The 26015-nt window shown below is 63.4% G+C and carries 21 protein-coding genes; 9 read left to right on the plus strand and 12 right to left on the minus strand.

Annotated elements, in window-relative coordinates; translation table 11 throughout:
• Positions 1-49: 49 nt before the first annotated feature.
• The 5 genes from ung to DW178_RS02665 form a co-directional block, all read right to left on the minus strand.
• Positions 50-781, minus strand: a complete 732-nt coding sequence (ung, locus tag DW178_RS02640) for a uracil-DNA glycosylase (RefSeq protein ID WP_118349569.1) — start codon at positions 779-781, stop codon at positions 50-52.
• Between the two features lie 283 nt (positions 782-1064).
• Positions 1065-1487 carry a potassium channel family protein gene (locus DW178_RS02645; protein WP_118349570.1) on the minus strand — a complete coding sequence of 141 codons (423 nt, stop codon included), beginning with the start codon at positions 1485-1487 and terminating at the stop codon, positions 1065-1067.
• Positions 1480-2856, minus strand: coding sequence for a chloride channel protein (locus tag DW178_RS02650; protein WP_118349571.1), 1377 nt, complete (start codon positions 2854-2856; stop codon positions 1480-1482). Before DW178_RS02650 ends, DW178_RS02645 begins: the two co-directional genes overlap by 8 nt.
• Positions 2857-3306: 450 nt before the next feature.
• Entirely contained in the window at positions 3307-4356 is a 1050-nt protein-coding gene (locus DW178_RS02660) for an inorganic phosphate transporter (RefSeq protein ID WP_118349573.1), read from the minus strand.
• Between the two features lie 272 nt (positions 4357-4628).
• Positions 4629-6584, minus strand: coding sequence for a fructose-1,6-bisphosphatase (locus DW178_RS02665; protein ID WP_118349574.1), 1956 nt, complete (start codon positions 6582-6584; stop codon positions 4629-4631).
• 306 nt (positions 6585-6890) lie between these two features.
• Between DW178_RS02665 and DW178_RS02670 the strand changes: the two genes are divergently transcribed.
• The 3 genes from DW178_RS02670 (at position 6891) to DW178_RS02680 (ending at position 8983) form a co-directional block, all read left to right on the plus strand.
• On the plus strand, positions 6891-7385 hold the full coding sequence (locus tag DW178_RS02670; protein WP_118349575.1) for an S-ribosylhomocysteine lyase: 495 nt from the start codon (positions 6891-6893) through the stop codon (positions 7383-7385).
• 175 nt (positions 7386-7560) lie between these two features.
• Positions 7561-8277, plus strand: a complete 717-nt coding sequence (locus DW178_RS02675) for a 5'-methylthioadenosine/adenosylhomocysteine nucleosidase (protein ID WP_199669226.1) — start codon at positions 7561-7563, stop codon at positions 8275-8277.
• Positions 8278-8386: 109 nt separating this feature from the next.
• Entirely contained in the window at positions 8387-8983 is a 597-nt protein-coding gene (locus DW178_RS02680) for a class I SAM-dependent methyltransferase (RefSeq protein WP_286168475.1), read from the plus strand.
• Between the two features lie 299 nt (positions 8984-9282).
• Here the strand turns inward: DW178_RS02680 and DW178_RS02685 are convergent, their stop codons facing one another.
• Positions 9283-9957 carry a cytochrome c3 family protein gene (locus DW178_RS02685; RefSeq protein ID WP_118349577.1) on the minus strand — a complete coding sequence of 225 codons (675 nt, stop codon included), beginning with the start codon at positions 9955-9957 and terminating at the stop codon, positions 9283-9285.
• Between the two features lie 136 nt (positions 9958-10093).
• Positions 10094-11893: an FAD-binding protein gene (locus DW178_RS02690; RefSeq protein ID WP_118349578.1), complete on the minus strand. Its 1800-nt coding sequence runs from the start codon at positions 11891-11893 to the stop codon at positions 10094-10096.
• Between the two features lie 190 nt (positions 11894-12083).
• On the opposite strand from DW178_RS02690, the gene DW178_RS02695 reads away from it, so the two are divergent.
• Together DW178_RS02695 and DW178_RS02700 are read left to right on the plus strand one after the other, a co-directional pair.
• Positions 12084-13016, plus strand: coding sequence for a LysR family transcriptional regulator (locus tag DW178_RS02695; RefSeq protein ID WP_147363796.1), 933 nt, complete (start codon positions 12084-12086; stop codon positions 13014-13016).
• A 30-nt stretch (positions 13017-13046) separates the two neighbouring features.
• A complete protein-coding gene (locus DW178_RS02700; RefSeq protein ID WP_118349580.1) occupies positions 13047-13199 on the plus strand; it encodes a class I SAM-dependent methyltransferase in 153 nt (50 codons plus the stop codon).
• Between the two features lie 5 nt (positions 13200-13204).
• On the opposite strand, the gene DW178_RS02705 is transcribed toward DW178_RS02700, so the two are convergent.
• Entirely contained in the window at positions 13205-14116 is a 912-nt protein-coding gene (locus tag DW178_RS02705; protein WP_199669227.1) for a LysR family transcriptional regulator, read from the minus strand.
• Positions 14117-14366: 250 nt separating this feature from the next.
• Here DW178_RS02705 and DW178_RS02710 point away from each other — a divergent pair, with 250 nt between their 5' ends.
• Entirely contained in the window at positions 14367-15710 is a 1344-nt protein-coding gene (locus DW178_RS02710; RefSeq protein WP_118349581.1) for a bactofilin family protein, read from the plus strand.
• A 176-nt stretch (positions 15711-15886) separates the two neighbouring features.
• Here the strand turns inward: DW178_RS02710 and DW178_RS02715 are convergent, their stop codons facing one another.
• The 3 genes from DW178_RS02715 to DW178_RS02725 form a co-directional block, all read right to left on the minus strand.
• Positions 15887-17329 carry a sodium-dependent transporter gene (locus DW178_RS02715; protein ID WP_118349582.1) on the minus strand — a complete coding sequence of 481 codons (1443 nt, stop codon included), beginning with the start codon at positions 17327-17329 and terminating at the stop codon, positions 15887-15889.
• Positions 17330-17552: 223 nt separating this feature from the next.
• Positions 17553-20642 (minus strand): mechanosensitive ion channel domain-containing protein, encoded by a 3090-nt coding sequence (locus tag DW178_RS02720; RefSeq protein ID WP_118349583.1) that lies wholly within the window; start codon positions 20640-20642, stop codon positions 17553-17555.
• A 22-nt stretch (positions 20643-20664) separates the two neighbouring features.
• Positions 20665-21489, minus strand: a complete 825-nt coding sequence (locus tag DW178_RS02725; protein ID WP_118349584.1) for a transporter substrate-binding domain-containing protein — start codon at positions 21487-21489, stop codon at positions 20665-20667.
• Between the two features lie 304 nt (positions 21490-21793).
• On the opposite strand from DW178_RS02725, the gene DW178_RS02730 reads away from it, so the two are divergent.
• The 3 genes from DW178_RS02730 to DW178_RS02740 all read left to right on the plus strand — a co-directional run bounded on the left by DW178_RS02730 (position 21794) and on the right by DW178_RS02740 (position 24476).
• On the plus strand, positions 21794-22699 hold the full coding sequence (locus DW178_RS02730; RefSeq protein WP_118349585.1) for a LysR family transcriptional regulator: 906 nt from the start codon (positions 21794-21796) through the stop codon (positions 22697-22699).
• A gap of 144 nt (positions 22700-22843) precedes the next feature.
• Positions 22844-23704 (plus strand): pyridoxamine kinase, encoded by an 861-nt coding sequence (locus tag DW178_RS02735; RefSeq protein WP_199669228.1) that lies wholly within the window; start codon positions 22844-22846, stop codon positions 23702-23704.
• A gap of 133 nt (positions 23705-23837) precedes the next feature.
• Positions 23838-24476, plus strand: coding sequence for a TatD family nuclease-associated radical SAM protein (locus DW178_RS02740; protein ID WP_118349586.1), 639 nt, complete (start codon positions 23838-23840; stop codon positions 24474-24476).
• A gap of 92 nt (positions 24477-24568) precedes the next feature.
• Here DW178_RS02740 and DW178_RS02745 read toward each other — a convergent pair whose 3' ends face one another.
• Positions 24569-25909 (minus strand): YARHG domain-containing protein, encoded by a 1341-nt coding sequence (locus tag DW178_RS02745; RefSeq protein WP_158574001.1) that lies wholly within the window; start codon positions 25907-25909, stop codon positions 24569-24571.
• Positions 25910-26015 lie beyond the last annotated feature (106 nt).

Genomic DNA, 26015 nt, shown 5'->3' on the forward strand with positions numbered 1-26015 from the left:
AGCACGCGATGCCGCCGAAAAAGGCGCATAGGCACCGAAGGGAGCCGACCTACCCCGCAAGCACGCTCTGCCAGTCGATCGGCTGCTCGCCCGCTTCCTCCAAAATATGATTGACCTGGGAATACGGCCGCGACCCCATGAACGCGGGCAACGTGGCGGTAGCACGGTTTGCTGAAAGCGGCGAAGGGTGCGTGCTCCTGAGCACATGCTTGTTGGCAAGCGATGCCGCCGCAGGGCCCGCCTCCACGGCCTTCCAAGCCCCGTCCACCAAATCGATGGCGTGCTTGCCCCAGGTCAGGAACGCCACGGGCTGCGGCACCTCCAGGCAACGGCGCACCACATGGTCGGTGAGCACCCGCCAGCCCAACTTGGCGTGCGACGCCGCGGCGTGCTCGCGCACCGTGAGCGTGGTGTTGAGCAGCAGCACGCCCTGCGCGGCCCACGACGTCAAATCCCCGCTCTCGGGCATAGGGCATCCCAAGTCGGCGGCCATCTCCTTGTACATGTTGCGAAGGCTAGGGGGCAGCTTGCAGCCACAGGGCACGGAAAACGACAGCCCCATGGCCTGCCCCGGCCCGTGATACGGGTCTTGGCCCAAGATGACCACCCGCACGTCCGCAGGCGCGGTGAACGCAAGCGCGTTGAGGATATCGTCCTGCGGAGGATAGATGGTCTGCGCATCCCGCATAGCCTCCACCTGCGACAATAACCCCTGCGTGGTTTCGCGCACCTGGTCGGGCGCGGCGTCAAGCCACGCGTTCACGTTCTCGTTCGAGCCCATGGGGCCTCCTTCTTATAGAGGGAAACACCGGCAAGCGGCGTTTCCTGATTGCGTATCGGCGGTGCGGGCAGGGAACGGAGCCCCATCAACGTAGCGGTCTTACCCGCCGAACGCCACAGACCCCGCAAGCTAAACGCCTTCGCACCAGCGGTTCCGAAGTTTATCCGTACTTGGCAAAGATGGCCGATGTTGCCCGGCGCATCTCGCCCGCCTCGCTTCGCCATTCGATTATCATCTATCGAACGCTTTACCGATGACCGTCCGCAGCCGCAGTAACCGAGCGCTACTTCCCGCGGCGGTACTCCTTCACGCGCTCGCAAAACGTTGCCAGCTCATCGGGCGTCATCTCGTCAAGCCGCTCCAGGTTCTCGGCGAAATGCGCCAGCGTGCCCTCCTGGCGCTGCCGCAGCATGGCGTTGCAATAGCTGACCACCACGCCGGTGATAAGGGCGATGTAGAAGATGCTCACCACGCTGAGCAGCACGGTGGCGATGCGCGCCACCGGACCCGCCGCCGTCACGTCGCCGAAACCGATGGTGGAAACGGCCTGGAAGCTGAACCACATGCCGTCGCCGAACGTGTTCGCCACCGGGTCGGCAAGCCACACCGCCAGCGAGCACAGCAGGAACACGATGACGAACAGGCAGGTGATGGGGCCGAAGCCTGCCTGCCGCTCGATCTCCACGAGCATGCGCAGCCTACGCATGGCGCACCCCTTCCCTATCCGAAGGATCAGAGCCGGGCGCGTCTTCGCCGCCGTCGGGCAAATCCTGAGCCTTTTGCGGGCTCAACGCCTGCGGCAGGGGGATGGCCGCGCCGATGGCGGCCGCGGCCAGCATCACGATCACGCCCTTGAGCGGGAAGCACATGACCAGCAGAAGCGCCGCCATGAGCGGCTGGCGCATGACCGCGCCCATAAGCGCCGAGGTGCATGCGGCAACGCAGAACACCGCGTCGGCGCCGCTGATTTGCGCAAAGCCGTAGCCAAGCGCGATTCCCGAGAAGATGACCGGGAAGAAATGGCCGCCGCGCCAGCCAAGCTTGATGCAGGCGGGGGTGAGCGCCGCCTTCACGAAGCCCGTCGCCACCAACGCGCCCGCCGGGATGGCGGTCCAGCGCGCCATGAGCAGGGTGGACTGTGTTTCGCCGGCGAACATGGCATAGGGAAGCGCCATGCCGCAAAGCGCCAGGGCCAAGCCGGCCAGCATCGCCTTGGCGACGGGACGGTCGCCCATGCGGCGCGCCAACGCGCCGGCAACCGCGCCCGAAGCGTGGTATGCCCAACCGCAGGCCGTGCCCGCAAGCGCCAACGGCACCAGCCACGCAAGCTCGCGCGGCCCCACGTTGGCCGTCGTGAAACGCGGCAGCCCGCCCCCGCCGCCGATCAGCTCGGCAAGCCCGAAAAACGCCCCAAGGGCGCCCACCACGGCGCACAGGTACACCGCCGTCTTGCCGGCGCGCGGCAGCTTGATGTCCGCCTCGCCTTCCGACACGCGCCCGTCGGCCGTGCCCGCAAGAGGCGCGGCGAAGCCGTAGAGCGGGGCGGTGAACAGGGCCGTCAACGCCGCCTGCGTACCGGCCACGGTCATGGCGCGGAAGTCGGCGCCGAAACGGCGCATGCGGTCCCCCACCCACGTGCACAGACCGGCGATCACGCCCGTCAGGCCCGCCTCGGGGCCCACGCTGCCGCCGAACAAAAGCGGCAGCAGCGCCGAGAACGAGCGCTTGCCAAGATGGTCGTAAGGGTAGCGCCCCTCGCCTTTCACCTTGCCCATGACCACGTTCAGCTCCTCGGGGGCGAAGCCGACATGCTTGTCGTACAGCCCGATCGCAAGGCCGCCGATCAGGCACACGATCAGCGGCCATGCGGCGAACCCGAACGGCCCCGACGCCAGCGCCGGAACCTCCTGGCCCGCCGCCGCCCCGAGCATCTGCGGCAGCTTCTCCCACAAAAGCCCCAGGCCGATGTCCATGCAGAAGAAGAACGCCCACACGAACGCGCCGGCAATGGCGCCCGTGATCAGCACGCACAGCGCGAACAGCAGCCGGTTCGCCGGCTTGGCAAGCTTGCCCATGAAAACCCCTTGGCTTCAAGCTGCGAACCGGAGGCGCGCAGCGTTGCGGATACGTCAGCCATATTGTAACCGTTGACCCGCTTTGCAAGCCAAGGCTCCTCCCCCAACACGGCATGCCCAAGCCGCAAGGAGCGCTTCCGCCTGCAGCATAACCGACCCGTTCACGGCACGCCGCCATCCCGCTTCCCTCCCGTTGGAAACGCGGGCCAAACGTCATGCGCGCAAGCGGAAACGAACAACGATGCTGCGCGACGAATGTCCCGCAGAAGGCAACATCGGACGCGGGCGCCGCTGCCCACGCTGCCACCACGCGCACCTAAACCCTATGCGCAGCAATGCCTGGGCAGCAAAAACCGCCTTCCGCCCCTGGTTGCCCCAGGAAGCGGAAGGCGGTTCGAAAAGCGGTCGAAGCCGAAACCCCGAAAGCGCCGACAAGCAGCAGGCGCGGCTTTAAGCCAGCATCATGAACAGCTTGGCCAGCACGAAACCGATAAGGCCGCATGCCGGGAACGTGATCACCCATGCCAGCAGCATGTTCTTGGCGATACTCCAGTTCACGCGCTTGATGGAACGGCTGGCGCCCACGCCCATGATAGCCGAGGTGTTGCAGTGGCCCGTGGAAACCGGCATGCCGGTAAGGCTTGCGAACAGCAGCGTGAACACCGTGGAGAAGTTGGCGGCCACGCCCTGGTACTTCTCCAGCTTCACCATGTCCATGCCCACGGACTTGATGATGCGCTTGCCGCCCACCACCGTGCCGGCCGAGATGGCCAGCGAGCACGTGATCATGACCCACATGGGGAAGCCGCCCGCATCGGGCGTGGAGCTGCCGAAAGAAAGCGCGATGCCCAGCATGGCGATGGACATGAACTTCTGACCGTCCTGCGCACCGTGCAGAAACGACAGCGCTACCGCGCACAGGTCCTGGATAGCGGTGAAGACGATGTTTGCCGCCTGGCGGTTGGCCATCTCGAACACGCGCTCGATGATCTTCGTGAACACCCAGCCCAGCGCAAAGCCCGCCAGCAGGGAGAACACCATGCCGTAGATGACCTTGACCCACTCGGAAGGCACGACGCCCGCCCAGCCGTTCATGGCCACCGCGCCGCCGGTGATGCCGGCGATAAGGGAGTGCGATTTCGAACAGGGGATGCCGAAGAACCAGCAGAAGATGCCCCAGCCTATGGCGCCGATCATGGCCGCCACCAGGGCAAGCAAGGCGGCATCGGTGTTTCCCGAGAAGTCGACCATGCCGAACATGGTCTTCGCCACCGCCGTGGAGATGAACGTCATGCCCACCAGGCCGACGAAGTTGAACACAGCTGCCAAACCGATGGCCGTGTTCGGCTTGAGGCAACGCGTGGAAACCACCGTCGCGATGGCGTTCGGCGCGTCGGTTGCGCCGGACACCGCGGTAACGCCGATGATGAGCACCAAAATGACGAACAGGATAGGCTGAGCCATAGCCTGCGCAAGAAAGTCAGCAAACGTAAGCGCCATGCAATTCCCCATACTCGTAAGAGCTGCGTCAATTTTTTGACGTACGCCTAACAATACTACATTCGGCCATGCAAGCGCTATGCCTTAACCCCGGCTTCTTCCATCATCTTTTCTGCATCGCACGCCATCGGGCGGCCAAACGTCGACGGTTCCGCCGACAGCCCGCCTTCACCGCCCCCTGAAACGCAACAGTCGGGGCAAACTCAACAGTCGGGGCGCCGCCACGCAGCAGCGCCCCGACCGCAGAATACGGTAAGCCGTCCGACTCGGCGTTAGCGCACGCCCTCGGCGATCTGACCGTCCCGATACGCCTCCAGCAGCTGCTCAAGATCCTCGACGCGGCGGCGGATATCGGCACCGTCGTCGGTGTCGGCCACCAGCGTGCGATGCTCGACGCGCTCGACCACGCGGCGGCTCGAGTGGATATCGAGCTCCTCGACCACTGCCGCGGCCGCGGACTTCAGCGGCTCGTGCGCCGCCAGGATGAACTCGTAGGAGTTGTCGATGAGCGTGTAGCCGGCGATGCCCGTGGTGGGCTGGTAGGCCCTCGAGAACCCGCCGTCGATCATGAACACGCGCCCGCCGCACTTCACGGGGTCCTCGCCGTCCTTAACCTTGACCGGCACGTGCCCGCACACGATGTGCGACGTCTCCGGGTCCATGCCGAAGTCCTCGAAGATCCCCGCGATCACGCGCTCGTCCTCGATAAGCGTGTAGAAGGGGTTCTTCACCTCCTTGCGCGCGGCCTTGTCGGCGATGAGGTACAGCTCGAACGTGGCCATCTTGCTCTTCGCGAACAGAGGGCTTCCCTCGCCCAGCCACAGATACCACAAAAGGTCGCGACCGCGGCGGCTCTCCTCGGCGTCATGGCTGAAGAAGGCGGCACGCACATAGCGCTCCATCACGTCGTAGAGCGCGCGACCCTTGTAGCGGTGTCCGAACACGTCCACTTCCTTCAGGCTGCCGTCGGCGTTAAGCGGCACACAGGCGTGGAACATGAGGTTGCCGTTGCGGATCTTGTACAGGCTGCCCACTTCCAGGAAGAAGCGCATATGACGCTGCAGTTTCTCGCATCCGGTAAATGCGGCCTCCAAACGGCACATCACCTCTTCCTCGGCCGGCGTAAGCGCGAAGGGGTTTTGCGGGTCCACCGTGGGGAACACGCGGTCGGTCAGCGGGTACTCCACGCCATCGACCACCACGGTGCCCGCCTCGTAATCGATCTTGTCCAGCAGCTTGCGGCTTTCCAACCCGAACTCGGGGTACTCGTCGATCAGCGCCGCCTCCACCTTGAACTGGATGATGGCCATGGCCTTTTGGATCTTCACGTTCATCTCAAGCTCGGACGGCGACAGGTCGGGGTTGCCCTTCAGGCCGAAGCCCACGCACGGATCGTCACGGTACGCGTCAAGGGCGAAGCTTGCCAGCGGCAGGATGTTGATGCCGTAGGCGTCCTCCAAGATGGAAAGGTTGCCATAGCGGGCGCAGTTGCGCACCACGTGTGCAATGCAACCGCGCTGCCCGAGGGCCGCACCCATCCACACGATGTCGTGGTTGCCCCACTGGATGTCCACATTATGCTGCGCCTGCAGCGTCTCCATGATGACGTCAGGATGAGGGCCGCGATCGTAGATGTCGCCGATGATGTGCAGCTGGCTGATGGCCAGGCGCTGAATGAGCTGCGCAAGCGCCTCGATGAGCGCAATGCCACGCCCAGTGCGCACCGCCGCATCAAGGATGCCGGCATAGTACGCTTCCTTGTCCACGCCGTGGTTGTCCTCGTTCATCAGCTCCTCGATGATGTAGGCAAACTCGGCGGGCAGCGCCTTGCGCACGCGGCTTGCCGTGTACTTGCGCGCCGCACGCTTGCACACCGCCACCAGGCGCGGCACCACGGTGGCGTACCAGGCGCGCTCGTCTTCCACGCCCGCCAAGATCAGCTTCGCCTTCTCACGCGGGTAGTAGATGAGCGTGGCCAGCTCGCGCTTCTCGGCCTCGGTCAGCTGATCGCCGAACGCCTCGTCCACCTTCAGGCGGATGGAACCCGACCCGTTGCGCAGGATGTGGCTGAACGCCTCGGATTCGCCGTGGATGTCGGAGCAGAAGAACTCCGTGCCCTTCGGGAGGTTCAGGATGGCGCTCAGGTTGATGATCTCGGCCGCCGCCAGCTCCTGCGTGAGGAATGATCGGGCCAACAATTCCAAGTAGCGCTTCTGATCCGCTTCCATGAAAACCTCCTCAGGTCATCGCACAGTGATGGCACGATGGTACCGCGCGCAGCCCTCCCCCGCGCATCCGCACCGGTAAACGGCACAACCCGGACGAAGAAGGTCGCCGCGGCACAACCCCTCCACAGCCCTCGGACGCTTGAGCCTTGGTCGGACACCTGGTCCGACCCCGCTCGTCCTTGGCCGCACGGAGATTTTCTTGTTCGCATGCCGATCGGCGAAGCGGGTCGCTCGCGGGCGGTACAATAGGCGCTGCGAACCTACGGCGACCGCGTTGCCGTTACCTATATACAGCAAGGAGCATCCATGGAACGCATTGCAAGCTTCTCCGTCGACCACCGCGTGCTCGAGCCCGGCGTGTACGTGTCGCGCCGCGACTCCGACGCCGCCACCGGCTGCACGACCACCACGTTCGACCTGCGCATGACCGCCCCCAACCGCGAGCCGGTCATGGACACCGCCGCCGTCCACGCCATCGAGCATCTCGGCGCCACCTTCCTGCGCAACGACGTCGAATGGTCCGGTCGCGTGATCTACTTCGGCCCCATGGGCTGCCGCACCGGCTTCTACCTGGTTGCCTTCGGCGAGCTGGAATCCGCCGACGTGGCCGACCTCGTGCGCCGCATGTTCGCCTTCATCCGCGATTTCGAGGGCGAGATCCCCGGCGCCAAGCCCGAGGAGTGCGGTAACTACCACGACAACGACCTCGTGCAGGCGAAATGGTGGGCACGCCGCTACATGACCAGCACCCTCGAGGTGCTCGACGAGGCGCACACGCACTACCCCGCCCTCCTCGACTAACGCAGGTGAACAGGGTGAACAGGGGACGGAGGCGCGTTCAGAGCAAGCCTTCCATTCCCGCAGATTTACCCTGAACGCACCTCCGTCCTCTGTTCACCCCCCCTCTGTTCCGCACGCGTGCGTTCTCTGCTCCCTTCCGGCGCACGCCCTATCCTTTTCAATCAGAAAGCAGCTTATGACTACAAGCTTCAACACCATGGGCATCATCGGCGCCATGGACGTGGAAATCGCGCTGTTGCGCGAGGAGATGGCGAAGGCCGGCGCGGTGAAGATCACGCGCATCGCCGGCATGGAGTTCAACGTGGGCACCATCGGCAACACCACCGTCATCGTGGTGCAGTGCGGCGTGGGCATGGTCAACGCCGCCACGTGCGCGCAGGTGCTCGTCGATCGCTTCGGCGTGAGCGCGCTGCTCAACACCGGCATCGCCGGCTCGCTGGACGCATCCATCAACATCGGCGACATCGTGGTGGCCGACGACGCGGCCAACCACATCATGGACGTGTGCAACCTGGGCTACGCCGCAGGTCAGACGCCTGGACTAGACACGCTAGCGTTCCCCTGCAGCCCGGCGCTGTCGAAATCGGTCGTCGCCGCGGCGTCGGCGATAGGCGCCACCACGCACACCGGCCGCGTGGCCTCGGGCGACCGCTTCGTGCGCGACAACTTCGAAAAGCAGCGCATCACCGAAACGTTCGGTGCGAAGTGCTGCGAGATGGAAGGTGCGGCCATCGCGCAGGTCGCATGGGCCAACGGCGTGCCGTGCGCCATCGTGCGCGCCATCTCCGACAAGGCCGACGGCTCCTCGTCCATGGACTACCCCACGTTCGAGGCGCAGGCGGCCCGCAACAGCGCCGCGCTCGTCATCGCCATGCTCGAGCGGCAAGGCTAGCACGCTCATGGCGTTCGCTACGCAACAACTTCCCGTCATTGCCAATCCCGCCGTTCACCTCGAACGCAGCGATCGCGGGCTAGCTTTGGTCGGCGAAGGGATGGAGCTCATGTGCGACCTTACGAGCATGCTGTCGCGCATCAGGCAGAGCAAACTCGCTCATGAGCTGCTGGTTCGAACAGCACGCGTGAAGGGCGTTGCAGCGCCCCATGCCATAGACGCCACTGCCGGGTTTGGCGAGGATGCGCTGCTTTTGGCCGCCGCCGGGTTTCATGTGCAGCTGTTCGAGCAAGATCCGGTCATCGCCGCTCTATTAGCCGACGGTCTTTCACGAGCCGCCGACAACCCGCAACTGTCGCCCATCGTAGCGCGCATGCGCTTGACGCAAGGCGACAGCGTGCAGGCCCTGCGCGCGCGGGCAACCATGGACGTTGCCGTGCCCGACGTGGTGTACCTTGACCCGATGTTCCCCGCTCGGCAGAAAAGCGCAGCCGTGAAAAAGAAGTTCCAGCTGCTGCACCACTTGGAGTCTCCCTGCGCAAACGAAGAAGAGCTATTGCACGCTGCCATTGCCGCTAAGCCCCGCAAGGTGGTCATCAAGCGTCCGGCGAAAGGCCCCTACCTTGCCGGCATCAAACCCAGCTACTCCATCGACGGCAAGGCCGTGCGCTACGACTGCATCGTCCCCGCCAGCATGAAGCTGTAGAACGTGAACAGGGGACGGAGGTGTGTTCAGAATCGACCTTTCATTCCCAAAGGTTAACCCTGAACGCACCTCCGTCCCCTGTTCACTAGCTCTAGCAATTTGGGGCACCGCACCCGGTGCGCTGCCCCACCTCGGCGGCATGCCTCCTCGCCTCGACGTCGCGCTTCACTCTGAAATCGATGCGCATAAGAAAACCTCCCATTTCTCGTGCAAGAAATGGGAGGCAGTTCAATTGCCGCGCGGGCCTTTTGAGGGGAGGGCGTCCCCACGCGCAAGATGCGCGGGAGGCGCAGAATCGGTTACTCGGTAGCGCGCACCCAGCCTTCAGGAATCTCGGCTTCAAGGTGGCAGCGCGAGCACTGGTTCACCGAGGCACGGTGCGCCTTATGGCAATCGGTGCAGGCCATCTCACCATGTTCCACCTGATGTGGGTTCAGCGTCATGTCGCTGGTCAGTTTCGCTAGGTCGTCGCGCGTCATCACCGACCCGTCGGCGTTCACATGGCAACCCGACTTCAGGCAAAACGCATCGCCATCGGTACCGCGCGCTGCCGTCAACTGCGCATCCGAGCGCTCGCTGAGCACGCCGCCGTACGTGTTGTTGGCCTCGAGCGTGTAGTTGCCGCTTACCCACGCCATGCCCTCGGAAACCTGTTCGCTAAGCGTGGGCACATGGCAGTCCATGCAGCCGGCGTTGGCGTCCACGCGGTGCGTGGCGGACAGCATGCCGCTGGCGTTTTCAACCTGCTCGCCGTACTTGTCGCTAGCCACCGTGCCCGGCTGCGCTTCGTACGTGGCCAGATACGGGTCCATGGGCGTGTGGCAAATAGCTGCGCAGAAGCTGGGCTGGCCGTGCCAGATCCACATGCCTCCACACGCCACTACCAAAACCACAGCCACCACGCCGGCCACAATCCACTTTTTCTTCGGGGGCTGCTTAGCTGAAGCGCCGCCGGATTTGCTCTCATCTTGCATATTCGTGAGCTCCTTTCGAGCCTTTTGCGCCATAACGGAACAGAGTAGACAGCCACGCCGCGCACGAGCGCAGTTGCCAAAGGGAGGGTGCGCGTCAGGAACATCGAGTGCGCGCCCCTGCCACGCCGCACAACGCTTATGCGTCTGAGCGGCCGTCCTTCTTCATAACGCCGCCGGCCGCCATATATCCACCCACGAACGCCAGTCCCACGTCGGCGTACACACCGGTCAACGGCTTGCCTGCAGGGTTGCCGTCGCCGGCCGAACCGCCCGCTGTATGCCATGCGGCGTACAGGCCCTCGACCGCCTGGCCTTCGGTGTTGATAACCTGCATGTCAGGGTTCACGCGCAAACCCGCTTTCGAGCCGAACACGTGGCCGCCCAAGATGGCGCCGTAGTACGGCGGCTGGTTCAGCGCGATGAGCCACTCCTTGGGGTACTTGTACATAGGTGCGTAGTCCTCGCCCGCCTCACAGGCGGCGTTCCACTTCTTCACCTCGTTCACCAAAATGCCCTCACGCAGGCCCAGCTCGCGCTCGAGCTCTTCGACGGTGTCGCACTTTTTGATGGCGCCGCCATCGATCATCATCTGAAAGCCCGTGTGCCAATCGCGCAAAAACTCCGGCACGCGATCGATGTACTTGTCGTCGGCCGCAACGGTTTTGGCCTTGCGGCAGATAACCTGACCGAAGTAGTTCTTGCTGACCAGCTCGTCGAACTTGGAGTCGAACACGCAGTACGTCTTGCCGCCCGGCTGGCTCATCTCGATGGCCGCCGTGTCGCACAGGCCCTCCGACGAGGGCGTGGAATCGTTGGTGTACGGGTAGCTGCGCGCGCTTGTGCCGATGTAGGGCACGCGGTTGCCGTCGCGGTTGATGCGCAGCCACGGCTGGCGCAGAGCCTGGTTGCCGTCCTTATTGATGTGGCAGTCCATCCAAATGTCGTACTTGTCGTAATCGCGCCACCACACGCCGCCATCGAACGCGCCGGTGGAGCCTAGGCCGGCAATGTCGCCGCCCACGCCCTGGCCCATGCGGATGCACTCGCCTGTGCCGTTAGGAGGCGTGGCCAAGCATGCGATACCATCCAAACACGACGAGGAATACTTCGTCATCATGGCGCGGTTCATCTCCATGCCGCCAGCGCACAGGATCACGCCGTTATTCGCCTTGATGAACCGCTCCTGACCGTGCTCGCCGCCTTCGCGAACCTTCACGCCGCATACTTTCTTACCGTCCCATACCAGGGTTTGCACGTCGGCATCGGTGCGAATCTCAGCGCCGTCGGCCTGGGCTTTCTCTGCCAGCAGCCTCAGCGGGATCAAATTCACGTTGATGCTGTTGGTGGCCGTGGACATGCCTTCCCATTCCAGCATGCCCGTGCCTGCCGGGCTCGGATTCATGGGCACCCACTTCGCACCAGCCTTCTCGTTCATCCAGTCGATGCACTTCGGGCCCTCCACGATCATAGCGCGCATCAACTCGGGGTCGCCGGTCATCTGCTGGCAATCCATAACGAACTCGACGATCTTGTCCACGTCGTAAGGGTATTCCGGGTAAGCCCACTGCTTGGCCTCGGCCTGCTTGTGGCCACCCAGGTTCGAGAACACCGACGAATGCTGCGAATTGCCACCGGTGTGGCTGCGACGCTCCAACATCAGCACGTCGTAGCCGGCCTGCGCAAGGCGGATGCCCGCATTCACACCAGCCGCGCCCGTACCCACAACCACGATTTCGCGTTCCTCGTCCCATGTAGCGGGAACGTCCGCCGGCAAAATCGGCTCAGCGGCGGCCTCGAATGCCGCGCGAGCCTTGTCCTCTTCCGATCCGCCCTCTGCAGCCTCGACTTTCGGCGCGCACCCGGCAAGGCCGGCCACCGCGCCGGCGCCGCCTAGCAAAGCCGCGCCCCTTAGGAAGCTTCTGCGATCAAGTTCCACGTATTCCCCTTTCCGTCTCCTCTTCATAAGACAGCACATCCGTGCCGCGAATCCTAGTGTAGGAGCCGCGACGTCCGGCCAGGTGAAGGGGATTTTTCGCCCGTGCATATCATTGCTTCGCGCATTGCAATATCTTTTCTTATGTGTAAAATATGTTTTACAACGTCTCGATTTGAGGGGGGTCGAGCACTTGAATACACGCTATTTGAAAGAGTTCCTCACGTTTTCGCGCGAGATGAATTTCTCCGCAGCCGCAAAGCAACTCTTCATCACGCGTCCAACGCTTAACGAGCACATTGCCGAGCTTGAAAGCGAGCTGGGGTGCGCGCTGGTGGAAAAAAGCAAAGGAAAGGCTGCTCTCACGCCTGCGGGCAAACGATTTGTGAAAACAGCTGAAACGTTTCTTGCCTCGTGGGCGCAAACCGTTGACGAATACCAACATCTCGAAGAGAACTTGTGTACTGTCACCATCAGCTCCACGAATTTACCGTGGCTTGAAGTGATCCTTCACCGTGCACGACGGCACATCGCGGAAAACTATCCGCAAAAAAGCTTTGAAATTGTTACCGACAACGGCACGCTTGCCACACTCGACGCGCTCAAAGGCGCGCGCAATGATATCACCATCGTTGGACGCAAGCGCTTTTCGGAGCAACCCAACAGCCCACGCGAAAGCATTCCAGACAACGCGTTTATCGTAAGCACTGAACCGGTGTACCTGCTTATCGGCGAGGGAAGCCAGTTGTTTGAGCAGGAGCACATTTGCGCGCATGACCTCGACGGCGCCTCATTCATGCTGCCACCCGACATCTATCAAAGCTATCTGCGCGACGAAGTTCAAAAAGAGTTCCTGCTAAAGGACGCGCACATACAGCTGCAAACCGAGCCGTTCGAGGACCATTTCGAATATTTCGCCAACGACGCCGGCGATGCCATTGGAGTCGTGCCCGCTACGCTCGTGCCGCGCTTCGGCATCAACCTGCGCACCGATTGCAGAATCGTCGAACTTGACGATTTATCATTCATCACCGATTTCTACGCAGTATTTCGAGAAGGTTTTCTTGCCACGGAAAACGGGCGGCTGCTTTTCGACACCATGCGCTACCTTGCCACCAAACGCTAACAGCCGCCGACAAGCGCAAACGAAGAAGAACTGTTGTACGCGGCCATTGCCGCCGGCCCGCGCAAGGTGGTCATCAAGCGCCCGGCGAAAGGCCCGTACCTGGCCGGCATCAAGCCCAGCTACTCCATCGACGGCAAGGCCGTGCGCTACGACTGCATCGTCCCCGCCAGCATGAAGCTGTAGAACGCTTATCCCTCCACCTTCGCGTAGAGCTTCATGGCCGCCACGAACGCCTCGCCTATCGCATCGAGCGTCAGCCCGCGCGGCGTCACGTAGCCGATATGCATGCGCTCGCCCGAGCGGATGGGCACCGCCGTGATGGCGCCGCGTTGCAAAAACTCCGGATACACGCCGCTGGTCACGGTATAGGCGTCGGAATGCAGCATGAAGCTGGTGGCGAAACCGCGATCGCTGACCTTCACCGTCTTCGCCGAGGGCGCCCACAGCGGCTCTTCGGAAAACGCCGACGACTCATAAGCCCCCTGCACGAACGACAGCTGCGGATACGGGTACAAGTCGTCAAGCGAAACGCTCTCCCGCCCCGCCAACGGGTGCCCGAAACGCAAAAACACGTGCGGCACCGCTTCAAACAGCTCGTAGAACTCCAGCTTGTTGCGGTCGAGCACGCGCCCCACCGCCCCCTCGTTGGCGCGCGAGAGATACATCACGCCCAGGTCGCTATCGCATCTTGCCACGTCATCGACGATCTGCTGCGTCTGCGTCTCGTTGAGCACCAAGTCGAACCTGCCCGAACCAACCTGCTGCGCAACGTCCAAAAACGCCCGCTCCACGAACGTGAAGTGATGCGACGACACCGCGAAGCGCATGCCCTCGGGCTGGTTGCCGCCATAGCGGCGCTCAAGGTTGTCCATCTGCAGCACCACCTGCCGCGCCCGGCCCAGGAACTCCATGCCCTCCTTCGTGGGCGTAGCGCCGGTATTCCCGCGGGTGAACAGGGAAAAACCCAGTTCGCGCTCCACGACCGACACTGCCTCGGACAGGCTGGGCTGCGAAACCGACAGCACGCGCGAAGCCGCCACCATCGACCCCGTTTCCGCGATCTTCAACATATAGCGCATCTGTTGCAGCGTGATCTTCATGCCAACCCTTCCGGCGAAAAGAGAAACCTTCGAAAGCCAAGTATACGTCACGGCCCGCACCGACCCCCAAACGCCCACATGCGGGTGAAGCCGCGTGCAGTTCGGCTTCACCATCTTGCCTCTCCTTTCTTTACGCACACGCGCGCGAGCAAGTATACTGGCGGAAAGGGGAAAGCCGCCGCGCAAAGGCGCTTTCACGCGACGCCGGGACCGCCGTTGCGTCGCGCAAACGCAAACGGAGGAGGACATCATGACCGCTATAACGCTTCTTGCAGCGCTCGCGCTCATCGTGCTTGCAGGCGCGGGCATTGCCGCATGGGCTCGCAACGCCCGGAAAACCGGCGCGAACGCGCCGGGCGCGCTCGCATGCGCCGCGGTAGCCATCGCAGCCGCGGGCACGTTCGCCATCGCCCCAGCGATGCCGGCATTCGCGACGGACGAATCGCATCACGCAGACGACGACCACGCCTGGTCGGCCGACGAAATCGCCAACGACGCAAGCGGCATGCTGGGAGACGACATCGTCTGGTTCGGCCAAAGCAAGCTGTTCACGAAGACGGCCGCACCTAACGACATCCTTGCCGCGGGCCAGTCCATCGCCGTAAGCTCATGCACCGTATCGGGCAGCATCCGCGCAGCAGCCGAGGACATCGCCATCAGGGGCGCCGATGTGGCGCACAGCATCACCCTTGCTGCAAAAGATGCCACGGTGAGCGACACCACGGCGCAGGCGGTGGCCATCGCCGCCGGCGATGCAAGCTTCTCCGGCGAATGCAACGCGCTCTACATCTGCGCCGAGCACGCCGTCATCGACGGAACCGTCCACGGCGACGTTGTGGTCAACGCCGACTCCGTACGGCTGGGCCCGAACGCCCGCATCGAAGGCGCCGTACGCGGCTCTGCCGGCGATCAGCCCGAGATAGCCTCTTCCGCACAGCACGGCGCACTGGAGCTTTCCATCCACACTCAGGACGATAAGCCCGAGCCCGCGTTCAATGCGGTCAGCACCTTGCTGGCAGCGGTCTATAGCGCCCTCGCGTGCCTGGTGACCGCGGCGGCGGCCGAATGGCTGGCACGCAAGCACACCGCAAACGCCGCCCAGCTGGCGAAAACCCGCACCGGCTACCTGGTCGCCTCCGGGATCATCGGCGCCATCGCAGCGCCCGTGGCGGTGATCATCCTGTGCTGCCTGGTCATCACACTGCCCCTCGCTGGCGCCGCAACGTTCTCCCTGATCGCGCTCACCATCGTCTCGGGCGGCTTCACCGCCGCCGCGCTGGGCAAGCTGGCCTTCAAGAACCTGGGGCGCTTCCCGGCGGCAATCGCCATGGGCGCCATCATCGGCGCAGCCTGCGCGCTGCCCTACGTCGGCAAGCCGATCGCTGCCGCCTGCTTCATGTTCGCCCTGGGCTACAGCATCCAGAACGCATTCCTGGGATTGACGAACCGCAACGAGGGCGCACCGACGCCGCAGACAGACAACCCCGCCTCGGCCGCAGCGGCGCCCGCGGCTGCTCCCCAACAGCCCGCCGCAACGGCGCCCGACGCTCCGCAAAACGACTCCGGCAATCCGCCGCAGGCGCCCACGGCATAACCTGCGCACCACGTAAAAGGGGCTCGACGCGATCATGCGTCGAGCCCCTTCGTCGTAAGCAACCGATTCTTGCAATCAACCGAACGCAGCATCCGGCCGAAACCCCGGCTTCGCCGCCGGCACGACAACCGCACGCCCGGCCACTCCCGACCGAACGCCTTCAGCAAGCGCAAGCCCTAGGCAAGCCCCAGCCAGATGGCAGCCTTCGGCGCGTATCCCAGCACGAAGATCACCACGATCAGCGCCGGGATGCCGTACTTTAGCCACAGGCGCGTCCAGCGCGGGAACTTCACGCCCTCGCCCTGGTCGGCCTCGGCCAGGAAGTTCTCCCATCCCCAACCGCGGCGCGTGGTGCAGAACAGAACGAACGCCAGGCTGCCCAGCGGCAGCATGTTGTTTGACACGATGAAATCCTCGATGGACTGGATATCGCCGATGGCCGGGATGGTGATGCCCGACAGCACGTTGAAGCCCAGCGCACACGGGATGGACAGCACCAGCACCAGCACGGCGTTGAAGATAACGGCACGGCTGCGCATCATGCCCCATTTATCCATGGACCAGCTGATCAGGTTCTCGAATACCGCGATGACGGTGGACAGCGACGCGAACGCCATGAACACGAAGAACAAGCAGCCCCACACGTTGCCAAGCGGCATCTGCCCGAACACCACCGGCAGCGTCACGAACACCAGCGACGGGCCCTGATCAGGGGAAACACCATAGGCGAAGCACGCCGGGAAGATGATGAGGCCCGCCAGGATGGCCACCACGGTGTTCAGCGCGGTGACGGAGACCGCCTCGCCGGTAAGGCTACGCTGGCGACCGATGCGCGATCCGAAGATCTCCATGGCCGCAATGCCCAGCGACAGGCTGAAAAACGCCTGGCCCATGGCCGCGTACACCGCATCGCCGAACGTCGACCACCCGTCGGCGAACAGGCGCCCGAAGTCGGGCACCAGGTAAAACGCGATGCCCTCGGCGGCGCCGGGCAGCGTGACGGCGCGGATGCACAGCGCGATCATCACCACGAACAGCGTGGCCATCATGACCTTCGTGACGCGCTCGACGCCCTTTTGCAGGCCCAAGCTGCACACCAAAAAGCCGACCACCACGGCCACGACCATCCATCCGATCAGCCACGCGGGATTCTCCAGCATACCGCTGAACGCCGCGCCCGCGAACGCCGCATCGGCGCCGTTGAACATGCCCGACGCCATCTGCGGCACGTACGAGATCATCCATCCGCACACAGTGGTGTAGAACATCATCAAGATCATGCAGCCGATATAGCCCCACCACGAGAACCAATGCCACTTCCCGTTCGGCTGCAGCTTGTCGAAGGCCTGCGCAGCCGAACGCTGCGATGCGCGCCCCACGGCGAACTCCATGACCATGACGGGCATGCCCAAGATCACCAAAAACACCAGGTACAACAGCACGAACGCCGCTCCACCGTACTCGCCGGTGATGTAGGGGAATCGCCACACGTTGCCCAGCCCGATCGCGCATCCGGCGCTGATCAGGATAAATCCCAGCCGCGACGCGAAATGCTCGCGCGAGGCCGGTGTCTCCTTGCCCGACGCCGCCATGGGCGCCTTGGGTGCGTTTTCCGCCATATCCATTCCCTTTCCCAACGCAAAGGGACGGCCACCTTGGGCAACCGTCCCATAGCAAGCTGAAACGTTGCGCCCGCATACGCAGGCGCAACGTCATATGGTACCACTATCGCAGGGTAGCCCCATCCAACCTCTTCCGGGTGGTTTTATGGAAACCCGTCCCTGCTTTCTCCACGGTTCCGGGCTCTCGACGGTTTTCCCGACGCCGCAGCACGGGGAAGCGCTACTTGCGGGCGTCGTTCCCGACGTTGCGCGCGGCGCTGGCCTGCTGCTCGCTGAAGGCATCCGCCTCCTTGAGCTGCGCGGCGTTCTCCATAAGCTCATCGGCCGTCGGCTCCGCCTCGTCGTGTTCGCAGGTCAGCTGGTACGGCGCGATATCGTTGCGCGAGAGCAGCAGCTTCATCTCGCGCTTCAAGCTGCGCTCGAGCGCCGCGCGATCGGTCTCCGAGCATGTCGCCACCACGCGGATGGTCATAGCCGAATCGGTCAGCTCGACCACGCCCTTGTAGAACGGGCCGTCCAAGATCTCGGGCACGCGCTCGGCCACCTTCGGCAGCTCACGCGAAAGCACGTTCTCCACGTACGGCAGGCTCTCGCCCGTGGGAATGACCACATCGACGTTGGCATAGGAGTCGAGCTTGGTCTTGTTCACCACATTGGATATGCCGCTGTTGCGCAGGACCAGCACATCCCCGGCGCCGTTCTTGATCTTCGTGGTGCGCACGCCGATCTCCATGACGGTGCCGGTGCTGCTACCCACCTGGATGATGTCGCCAACGCGGAACTCGCCCTCGAAGATGATGAACAGACCGCACAGGATATCGGTGATAAGGTCCTTCGCGCCGAACGACAGCGCCAAGGTGATGATGCCCATGGAAGCCAGAAGCGTTGCGGTGTCGACGCCCAACACGCCAAGACACCAATACAGCATGAACACGACCATGCCGTACTTCACCACGCTTGAAAGCAAACGGCACACCGTCTCGCCGCGCGTCCCCAGCACGTCGGACAGCAGGCGCAGCACCCACTGCGCGATCGTCGCCACGGTGATCGCCACGCATGCGTACATGATGGACGCCGTGACGGCGAACACGTTCACGCCGCGCTCCCAGCCATCGCCCAGGATGTAGGCGAACACCGAATCCGGCGAAAAGACCCTGTCGCCGAACACCACCGCCAGGAACACGCAGAACACGCCCACGCCCGCAAACCAGCGGATCACCGTCGCCAGCTTCTGCTCGGGGGACTTCTCGTTCCAGGCCATGGACACGTTCAGCCAGCGGCTGACCGCGCTCTCCGTGCGCTTCGTGCGACCATCTGCCATGACCACGTTCACCATGCGCGCATCGGAGCCGCGATGCCCCTTTCGCGCCGACGGACGGCCCTGCTCGCCCGGCTCGCCCTGCGCGCGATGCTCAAGGGACAGCACGGCGAACACGAACAGCAGGCAGGTCAGCGCGATGACGCCCGTGGCCACGGAAAGGGGGCCGCGTTCGGCCATCAGCTCGCCTTCGGGGCCGGCAACGAACAGGTAATAGTCGGCAAGCTCGGTGCAATTTGCGAAATACCGCTCGCCGCCCACGGTGATGTAGTCTGAGAACCCGTCTTTGATCTGGGTCTTCTCCAAGCCCAGCTCCTCGGCGGACTTGCCGATGTATTTGGCGTTCGGATAATACGCCACGGTGTCGTCCTCTTTACCCAAAGCGAAGGCGAATCCCTCGGAGCCCACCTTCACGCCGTCGAGGACATGGTCGATCTGCAGGCTCTTCATCAGCGTCGCCAGATTCGACGTGCGCACGCCGATCTGCACGAGGCCGCCTGCTATGCCGCTATCGTCGTAAAGCGCGACACCCAGCCATTGGTCCACCTCGCCCGTGGATGCGTTGACCGACGGTTCCTGGATGAACTCGTCCTTGCCCGCCAACAGGCTGCGGAACGCATAGGACGAGTCGCCGTAGGTGTTCGACAGGCTGTAGCTGCGCTGCGAGGTGTTCGACGCCGTCATGTTCCCGTTGCCATCGAACACGTACACATAGGCGACCTGCAGCGCATCGGCCATCTCGACCAGCTTCCCATGGGAGATCAGCTCGGGGTTTCGCTCGATCATGTACGCGGCAAGGTGGTTCTTGTCGAGATAACGCTGCGCATACTGGTCCTCCAGCACGTCCGCCCTCTTGGTGTTCGACGCCAGCGTCTCGGAGACCTCGGCGCAACGCTGGCCGTTGGCCACGGCCTGGCTGGACAGGGCGAACAACGTCTGCATATAGAAGGCGACGCCGACGATCGCCAGGAACCCGACGATGGAAAGCACGATGGCCTTCTTGCCGATGGCCTTGTTGTAGCGGTATCCGCCGAACGAGACGCTCCCCTCGCCCGCGCCCGCGCGCGAACCCTCCTGCATCACGAAGATGCCGTACAAGGCCACGACGGCCATCACGGCAAGGAACACGAACAAGATGACGCCGACGGTGATCGCGCGGGAACCCGCCAGATCCGCCTCGGGGACGCAGTACAGATAATACGCATCATCGATTTGGAACACGCCGCAGTACAGCGCCTCGCCATTGAACTCGGCATGGAAGAAGTTGCCGTCCTCAAGATCCGAGACGTCAAGCCCCGCCTCAAGGGCGTCAGCGCCCACCACGGCGGTATCGGGGCTGTACGTGACCAGGTAATCCCGTGCCGAAACCGCCATGACGTAGCCGTTGCGCCCGACGGTCATATCCTTGAGCACGCTGGCGGTCGAGCTGGTGCCATCGACAAGCTCGCGCAGCTCGGAGGGGCTGTTCTCGATGACCACCATGGAATCGTCGTCGAGCGCGCACGCGTAATAGCGCTCCAGCCATCCCCGCTCAGGCAGCTCGATCTCCACCGCATCGGAGGCCTTGCCCGTATCAAACGTCGCCCGCAAGGCGTTGAACCTGTCGTAGGCGAAGTTCGCCTTGGTATCGGCGGCCTTCGCCACAACCCGCCCGTCACGCGCGACGACCATGATGTTGTCGACCTTCAGCAGGTCCTTGTATTCCCGCATCTTCGCATCGGATGTCTCGAACCCGACGTCGTTGCGCGCCATGAAGGCGACGCTTTCCGCCTTGCTTTGGTAAATCGCGTCGAACGTCTCCTCGTTACCCACCGTCTCATCGGTCGCAGCCTGCAGGACGCCGGGCAGCTCGGCCGCCTCTTGGCGGATCTCGTGGTCAAGGCTCTCAAGCTGCAAACGCTCCTGCATGCCGTTGAGCAATATGCCCATGACCACCATGCTGACGGCTATCGCCACCGCCAGGAAGGCGGCCTTCCCCTTCGTACGGTACATCACGGCACCTGCCTCCTTATCCTTAATCCCATGCGTCGATGATCGCGGCGACGGTGCCGTCGTCGACCATGCCCCTGACGGCATCCCCTACGCGACCGGACAGCGCACTGCCCTTCTGCGTGGCGACGGCATAACGTTGCGGATCGATGGAAAAACCGGGCAAGATGACGCGCTCGTCGTTGAGATACGCCTTGGCGATGACCCCGTCGCACGCCATCACGTCCACCTCGCCCGATTCAAGGGCGTCGGAGAGCTCCTGATAGCTGGAATACATCATCAGATGCCAAGTGTCGTATTCGGCATCGCAGCCATCCGAAGATGCCGAAAGCTGCTTGCCGTCGCTGAAGCCCACCTCCGCAAGATGGCGGGCCAGCTGCGGGGCCGTGTTCGCGCCCGACATGGCGCCGAAGGTGCAGCCGCCCAAGTCGTCGATGCCCTTGATAAGCGAGGTGTCCTGCGCCACCAAAATGATGGAGTCGGTGCAATACTCGGGCGAAAAATCGAAGAGCTCCGAGCGCTCGTCCGACACCGAGTAGCATGCGATCAGGCAATCCACCGCCCCTCTTTGCAGCATCTCCTCGCGGCTTTCGGGCGTGACCGCCGTGAACTCCGCACCGGCATAGCCCAAGCGACGCGCCAACTCCTCGGCGATATCCACTTCCGCACCATAGAACTTCCCCGTGTGCTCGTTATAGGAGCTGAAGCCCACCACATCGGCACGCACCCCGACCTTGAGCATGCCGCCGGACGCTTCCCCGGCGGCGCATCCGCCCAGCAGACACGCGCACGCCGCCATGCACGCCGCAAGCAGGCAAACCGCCCATCTCGCTTTGAAAACGCTCCCCATACGGTCCCCCTTTCCTTTCCGAAAACGCCTTGCGCCCCGAACAGGCGCCGCGCGATTCCATAGAGCCTCGATTCTACTCGCGCGCGGTACCCGAGCCGTCGGAACCGCCCGTTTCAATCGCTCGTTGAGGGGGGTGTGTTTCCACACCCTATCCACCCATCCCACCGCCCCGCAACGCACGCGCCGTGTGATGCCGTTTTTCGCGGCCCCACCTCAAGCATCGCGAAATAGCGCCCGCTTCCGCCAAGAAGGGGTATCATTTGATTCGATACCCCGATCCCGAACCAGCTGAGGCATCCCCGACATGAACATCAACCAGGTTAAGTACTTCGTCACCGTATATGAGCAGGGAAGCATCTCCACGGCGGCGCGAGGCCACAACGTCTCAGCCCAAGCGGTGTCGAAGGCCATCAGCGACCTGGAAAGGGAATATGGGCAGAAGCTGTTCGATCGCACGAACAGCGGCGTCAACCCCACCGTGCAAGGCCGCGCGTTCTATCAGAAGGCCAAGGTTGCGGCGAGGGCGTACACGGACCTGGAAACGATGTCCTTCGGCGGCGGGCTGCCCGAACCCGAAAGCCTGGCGCCGTTCCGAATGGCCCTTTGCTCGCCCGCCTTCGACGGCGACGATCAGCTGCGCCGGGCGTGGTCGATGTTCTTCCAACGCAACACCGGTATGCCCATCACGTTCGATCTGGCAAGCCGCGAGCAGATGGCGCGCGGCATCGACCCCGATGAATACGACGCGCTCGTGACCATCGGTAAATACGAGAAGCAAGGCTGCACGTGCACCCCCATGGGCTCCCTTCCCACCGGCATCACCGTGGCGCGCACGCATCCCCTTGCATCGAAGGAGTTCGTCACCTTTGCCGACCTGGGGAAATATCCAGCGGGGGAATCCGGCGTCTACGATTCGTTCAATAGCTCGATCTTGGTCACCTGCAAGCAGCTTCACCTGGTGAGCAACGTCAACCAGATCACGACCGCCGCCGACGCGCTGGCGCACATCACCATCAAGCAAGGGTATTACTTCAGCGTGGTGCTGAACCGCCTGAGGAAGGCGAAGCTCGCGACCGCGCTCATCCCCATCGATCCGGCCGAAGACCCGCGCATCCCCATCTGCATCGTAACGCGCGACGACCGCGAAACCGCGCGCCATCGCATAGTGCGAAACTTCGCCCTGCACGCAATGGACCTGGTAGGCAGCTAAACTGCGCCTTCCCGGCGCCTCCCCCGGCCGAACCTCACCGGCGAAAACGGAATCCGCGGGCATTCCACATGACGCGCCGCGGCAGGGCCTTTCCCTCCCCTATAATGTGCGCGTAAGGAAACATCCCAAGGAAAGACGCCCCCCGTGAGCACCACTGAACCCACCGATACCACCTTGCCCAATCACAACAATCAGAAGAAGATCGCGCTCATCAACGACTTCACCGGCTTCGGCCGATGCTCGGTGGCGGTGCAGCTTCCCGTCATCTCCCAGCTTGGCGTGCAATGCTGCGTGCTGCCCACCTCGGTGCTGTCCAACCACACGGGCTTCCCCAGCTACAGCTTCCAGGATTTCACGCCCTACATGCGCGAACACATCCGCGAGTGGCGCAAGCTCGGCCTGAAGTTCCGCGGCATCTGCACGGGCTTCTTGGGCTCGGCGGAGCAGATCGCGGTGGTCAGCGAGTTCATCGACGAGTTCGACGGCCCCGACTGCATCGTGATGGTCGACCCCGTCATGGGCGACGAGGGCCACCCCTACGGCACCTACACGACGGAGATGTGCGAACGCATGGCCGAGCTCACGGCGAAAGCCGACATCATCACCCCGAACCTCACCGAAGCGTGCATCCTGGCAGGTATGCCCTTCAGCAAGGACATGACCTGCGAAGATGCCGCAAAGATCGCCCAGCAGCTATCGCAAACCGGCCCCGCACGCGTGGTGGTCACGGGCGTGGAGTTCCAAGACCGCGTGGCAAACGTGTGCTACGAGCGGGGCTGCACGTCCTTCACCGTGCAAACCGCGCGCTTAGGCGGGCAGCGCTCCGGCACCGGCGACGTGTTCTCCGCCATCCTCATCGCCGACGCGGTCAACGGCGTGCCGCTGGAGAAGTCGGTGGAGAAGGCCTCGCACTTCGTGTGCACCTGCGTCGAGCGCGCCATCGACATGGACCTGCCGCGCACCGACGGCCTGCCCATCGAGGAGGAGCTGCGCAACCTGCGCTAGCATCGCGCACCGCGCGCCGGCCGAGGACGTGCACCTTGCAGCAGGCGCACCTTAAGGCGTACCCTAAACGGAAATGGGAAGGCGAACCGCATCGCAACCTTCGCCCCCCCACCTCAAGCGAGAGAGGTTCATCATGGCGAAAACGAAAGCCGAGACCATCGTATACCCCGTGCACAACGGGCTCTATGTCAACCTGACCAACCGCTGCAGCTGCGCCTGCACCTTCTGCATCCGCCAAACCGCCGACGGCGTGGGCCAAGACGGCGAAGGCGGCGAGAACGACCTGTGGCTCGACCATGAGCCCTCCTTCGAGGAGGTCATGGCCGCGTTCGACGAGCAGGACATGAGCCGCTACGAAGAGGTGGTCTTCTGCGGCTACGGCGAGCCTACCTGCGCCTTCGACATGCTCAAGCGCGTGGCAGCCGAAGTGAAGCGCCGCTACAACCTGCCCGTGCGCGTGAACACCAACGGCCAGGGCAGCCTGATTTGCGGCCGAGATATCGCGCCGGAGTTCGAGGGCATCGTGGACACGGTCTCCATCAGCCTGAACACCCCCAATGCCGACGAGTACGCCGCCATCGTGCGCAGCCGCTTCGGCGACAAGGCGTTCCCGGGCATGCTCGACTTCGCCCGCGAAGTGCGCAAATACGTGCCCAACGTCGTGATGACCACCGTGGAGACGACCATCAGCCACGAGGACGAAACCGCCTGCCAGCGCATCTGCGACGAGCTGGGCGTGCGCTATCGCATCCGCGCCTGGGTGAACTCGTAAGGCCCGGCACGGCCCGAAAAGCAAACCAAGCAACAGCAAGGCCCGCGGCGCAAACCGCGGGCCTTGCTCATCTCGGGCGATTTCGCGCCAGCCTACTCCGCCGTCTCCAGGTACGGGGAATTGCGGCTTTGCTCGATCTCGTACATGGTTTGCACGTTCTTCAGCTCGTAGTCGTTGAGCTGCGAGGAGGATATGGCGTCGAACTCCTCGGGCGTGTACGTCTGCGTGTACCAGCGCTTCGTGGCGAAGTAATCGGTCAGGTCCTGGTTCTTGAAGCCGCGGCCGTGGCGCGCGAATATCTCGTTGCGCGCAAGGTAGAGCTCCCACAGCGACATCTTCTCCAGCTCGGAGCGCGAGTAGCACTTCGAAGCGCTGCCGGGCAGCACGTAATCCTGCGAGCTCACGCTGGTATCGTAGGAGGAGATGCTGGTCACGGGCACATACGTATGCGAGATCTGCCCTGCGAACGGACCCGAATCCGAGCAGCTGAGCAGCACGGTGCGCGTGGCGGAGGTGCTGCCGGGGCACGTGGAGGTGAACACCACGCGGCACATGGAGCGCTGATCGTCGTAGATGGACTGGTAGATCTGGCGAAGCGCCTGCGCCAAATCGTCCGACGCCGCATCGTAGTACGCGCCGTTGCAACTTGACGCCAACGACTGCAGCGAGCTGCGATTCACATCGCCGCCCACGCCCACGATGTAGACGGGGATGCCCGTTTGCTGGGACAGCGTGATGACGTCGTTCAAGCTGCAATTGCTGCTGTTCTCCTCGCCGTCGGTGAACGCTATGACCACGCGCGAGCCCGATTTCAGGTTCGTGCGCTGCAGCGCCCAGTACAGCGCGTCGTAAAGCGCCGTCTCGCCGGTGGACGATACCGCATCGATGGCGCTGTTGAGCAGCGCGGCGCTCGAGGTGAACGGCTGGCGATTGTACACATAATCGTTGAACGAGGTGATCTCGGCCACATTGCCCTGGGTTTTCACCATCTCGTCGACGAACGAGCTTGCCGCCTTCTTGGCGCTGTCCATCTTGCTGCGCGCCCTCATGGACCCGCTCTGGTCGACCACCAGGTTGATGTTCATGGCATCGCCCACGGCAAGCGGGACCACCTGCTCGACTGTTGCCGGATACTGCGAGCCGGATGAATCGGTTTCCGTGACGGCGAACTGGGACACATCAAGGCCGCTTGGCGTGGAACCCGCCTGGTCGGCGATCTTCGTATACAAGGTGACCTGCGGATACGCGGAATTGTCCACCTGCGACACGAACATCGTCAACGGGCTTTTCGGCTCCGACGAGGCGGTTGCGGGCTGGCTTGATTCCGCAGGCTGCTGCACTGTCGTCGGCGTCTGGACGCTGCCCGAATCGGCATCCGAGGCATCGTCGCCGAAAGCTAGCGCAACACCCGGACCCAATCGCAAGGTTACCAAGCCGTAACTTCTCATGCAGGTTAAAGATACGCCCGCCGCAATGCCCCGACAAGGCCCCTATCTGGCCAAATGCGCACTTAGGCGGCAAATGCCGCGAAAGCCGAAA

The sequence above is a fragment of the Eggerthella sp. AM16-19 genome, from assembly GCF_003474385.1.
In the GTDB taxonomy this organism is placed as follows: domain Bacteria; phylum Actinomycetota; class Coriobacteriia; order Coriobacteriales; family Eggerthellaceae; genus Senegalimassilia.

Excerpts from the sequence above, each read along its gene's own strand:
- ung (WP_118349569.1), bottom strand. The coding sequence starts at position 781 with ATGGGCTCGAACGAGAACGTGAACGCGTGGCTTGACGCCGCGCCCGAC.
- DW178_RS02645 (WP_118349570.1), bottom strand. The coding sequence starts at position 1,487 with ATGCGTAGGCTGCGCATGCTCGTGGAGATCGAGCGGCAGGCAGGCTTC.
- DW178_RS02650 (WP_118349571.1), bottom strand. The coding sequence starts at position 2,856 with ATGGGCAAGCTTGCCAAGCCGGCGAACCGGCTGCTGTTCGCGCTGTGC.
- DW178_RS02660 (WP_118349573.1), bottom strand. The coding sequence starts at position 4,356 with ATGGCGCTTACGTTTGCTGACTTTCTTGCGCAGGCTATGGCTCAGCCT.
- DW178_RS02665 (WP_118349574.1), bottom strand. The coding sequence starts at position 6,584 with ATGGAAGCGGATCAGAAGCGCTACTTGGAATTGTTGGCCCGATCATTC.
- DW178_RS02670 (WP_118349575.1), top strand. The coding sequence starts at position 6,891 with ATGGAACGCATTGCAAGCTTCTCCGTCGACCACCGCGTGCTCGAGCCC.
- DW178_RS02675 (WP_199669226.1), top strand. The coding sequence starts at position 7,561 with ATGACTACAAGCTTCAACACCATGGGCATCATCGGCGCCATGGACGTG.
- DW178_RS02680 (WP_286168475.1), top strand. The coding sequence starts at position 8,387 with ATGTGCGACCTTACGAGCATGCTGTCGCGCATCAGGCAGAGCAAACTC.
- DW178_RS02685 (WP_118349577.1), bottom strand. The coding sequence starts at position 9,957 with ATGCAAGATGAGAGCAAATCCGGCGGCGCTTCAGCTAAGCAGCCCCCG.
- DW178_RS02705 (WP_199669227.1), bottom strand. The coding sequence starts at position 14,116 with ATGAAGATCACGCTGCAACAGATGCGCTATATGTTGAAGATCGCGGAA.
- DW178_RS02710 (WP_118349581.1), top strand. The coding sequence starts at position 14,367 with ATGACCGCTATAACGCTTCTTGCAGCGCTCGCGCTCATCGTGCTTGCA.
- DW178_RS02715 (WP_118349582.1), bottom strand. The coding sequence starts at position 17,329 with ATGGCGGAAAACGCACCCAAGGCGCCCATGGCGGCGTCGGGCAAGGAG.
- DW178_RS02720 (WP_118349583.1), bottom strand. The coding sequence starts at position 20,642 with ATGTACCGTACGAAGGGGAAGGCCGCCTTCCTGGCGGTGGCGATAGCC.
- DW178_RS02725 (WP_118349584.1), bottom strand. The coding sequence starts at position 21,489 with ATGGGGAGCGTTTTCAAAGCGAGATGGGCGGTTTGCCTGCTTGCGGCG.
- DW178_RS02730 (WP_118349585.1), top strand. The coding sequence starts at position 21,794 with ATGAACATCAACCAGGTTAAGTACTTCGTCACCGTATATGAGCAGGGA.
- DW178_RS02740 (WP_118349586.1), top strand. The coding sequence starts at position 23,838 with ATGGCGAAAACGAAAGCCGAGACCATCGTATACCCCGTGCACAACGGG.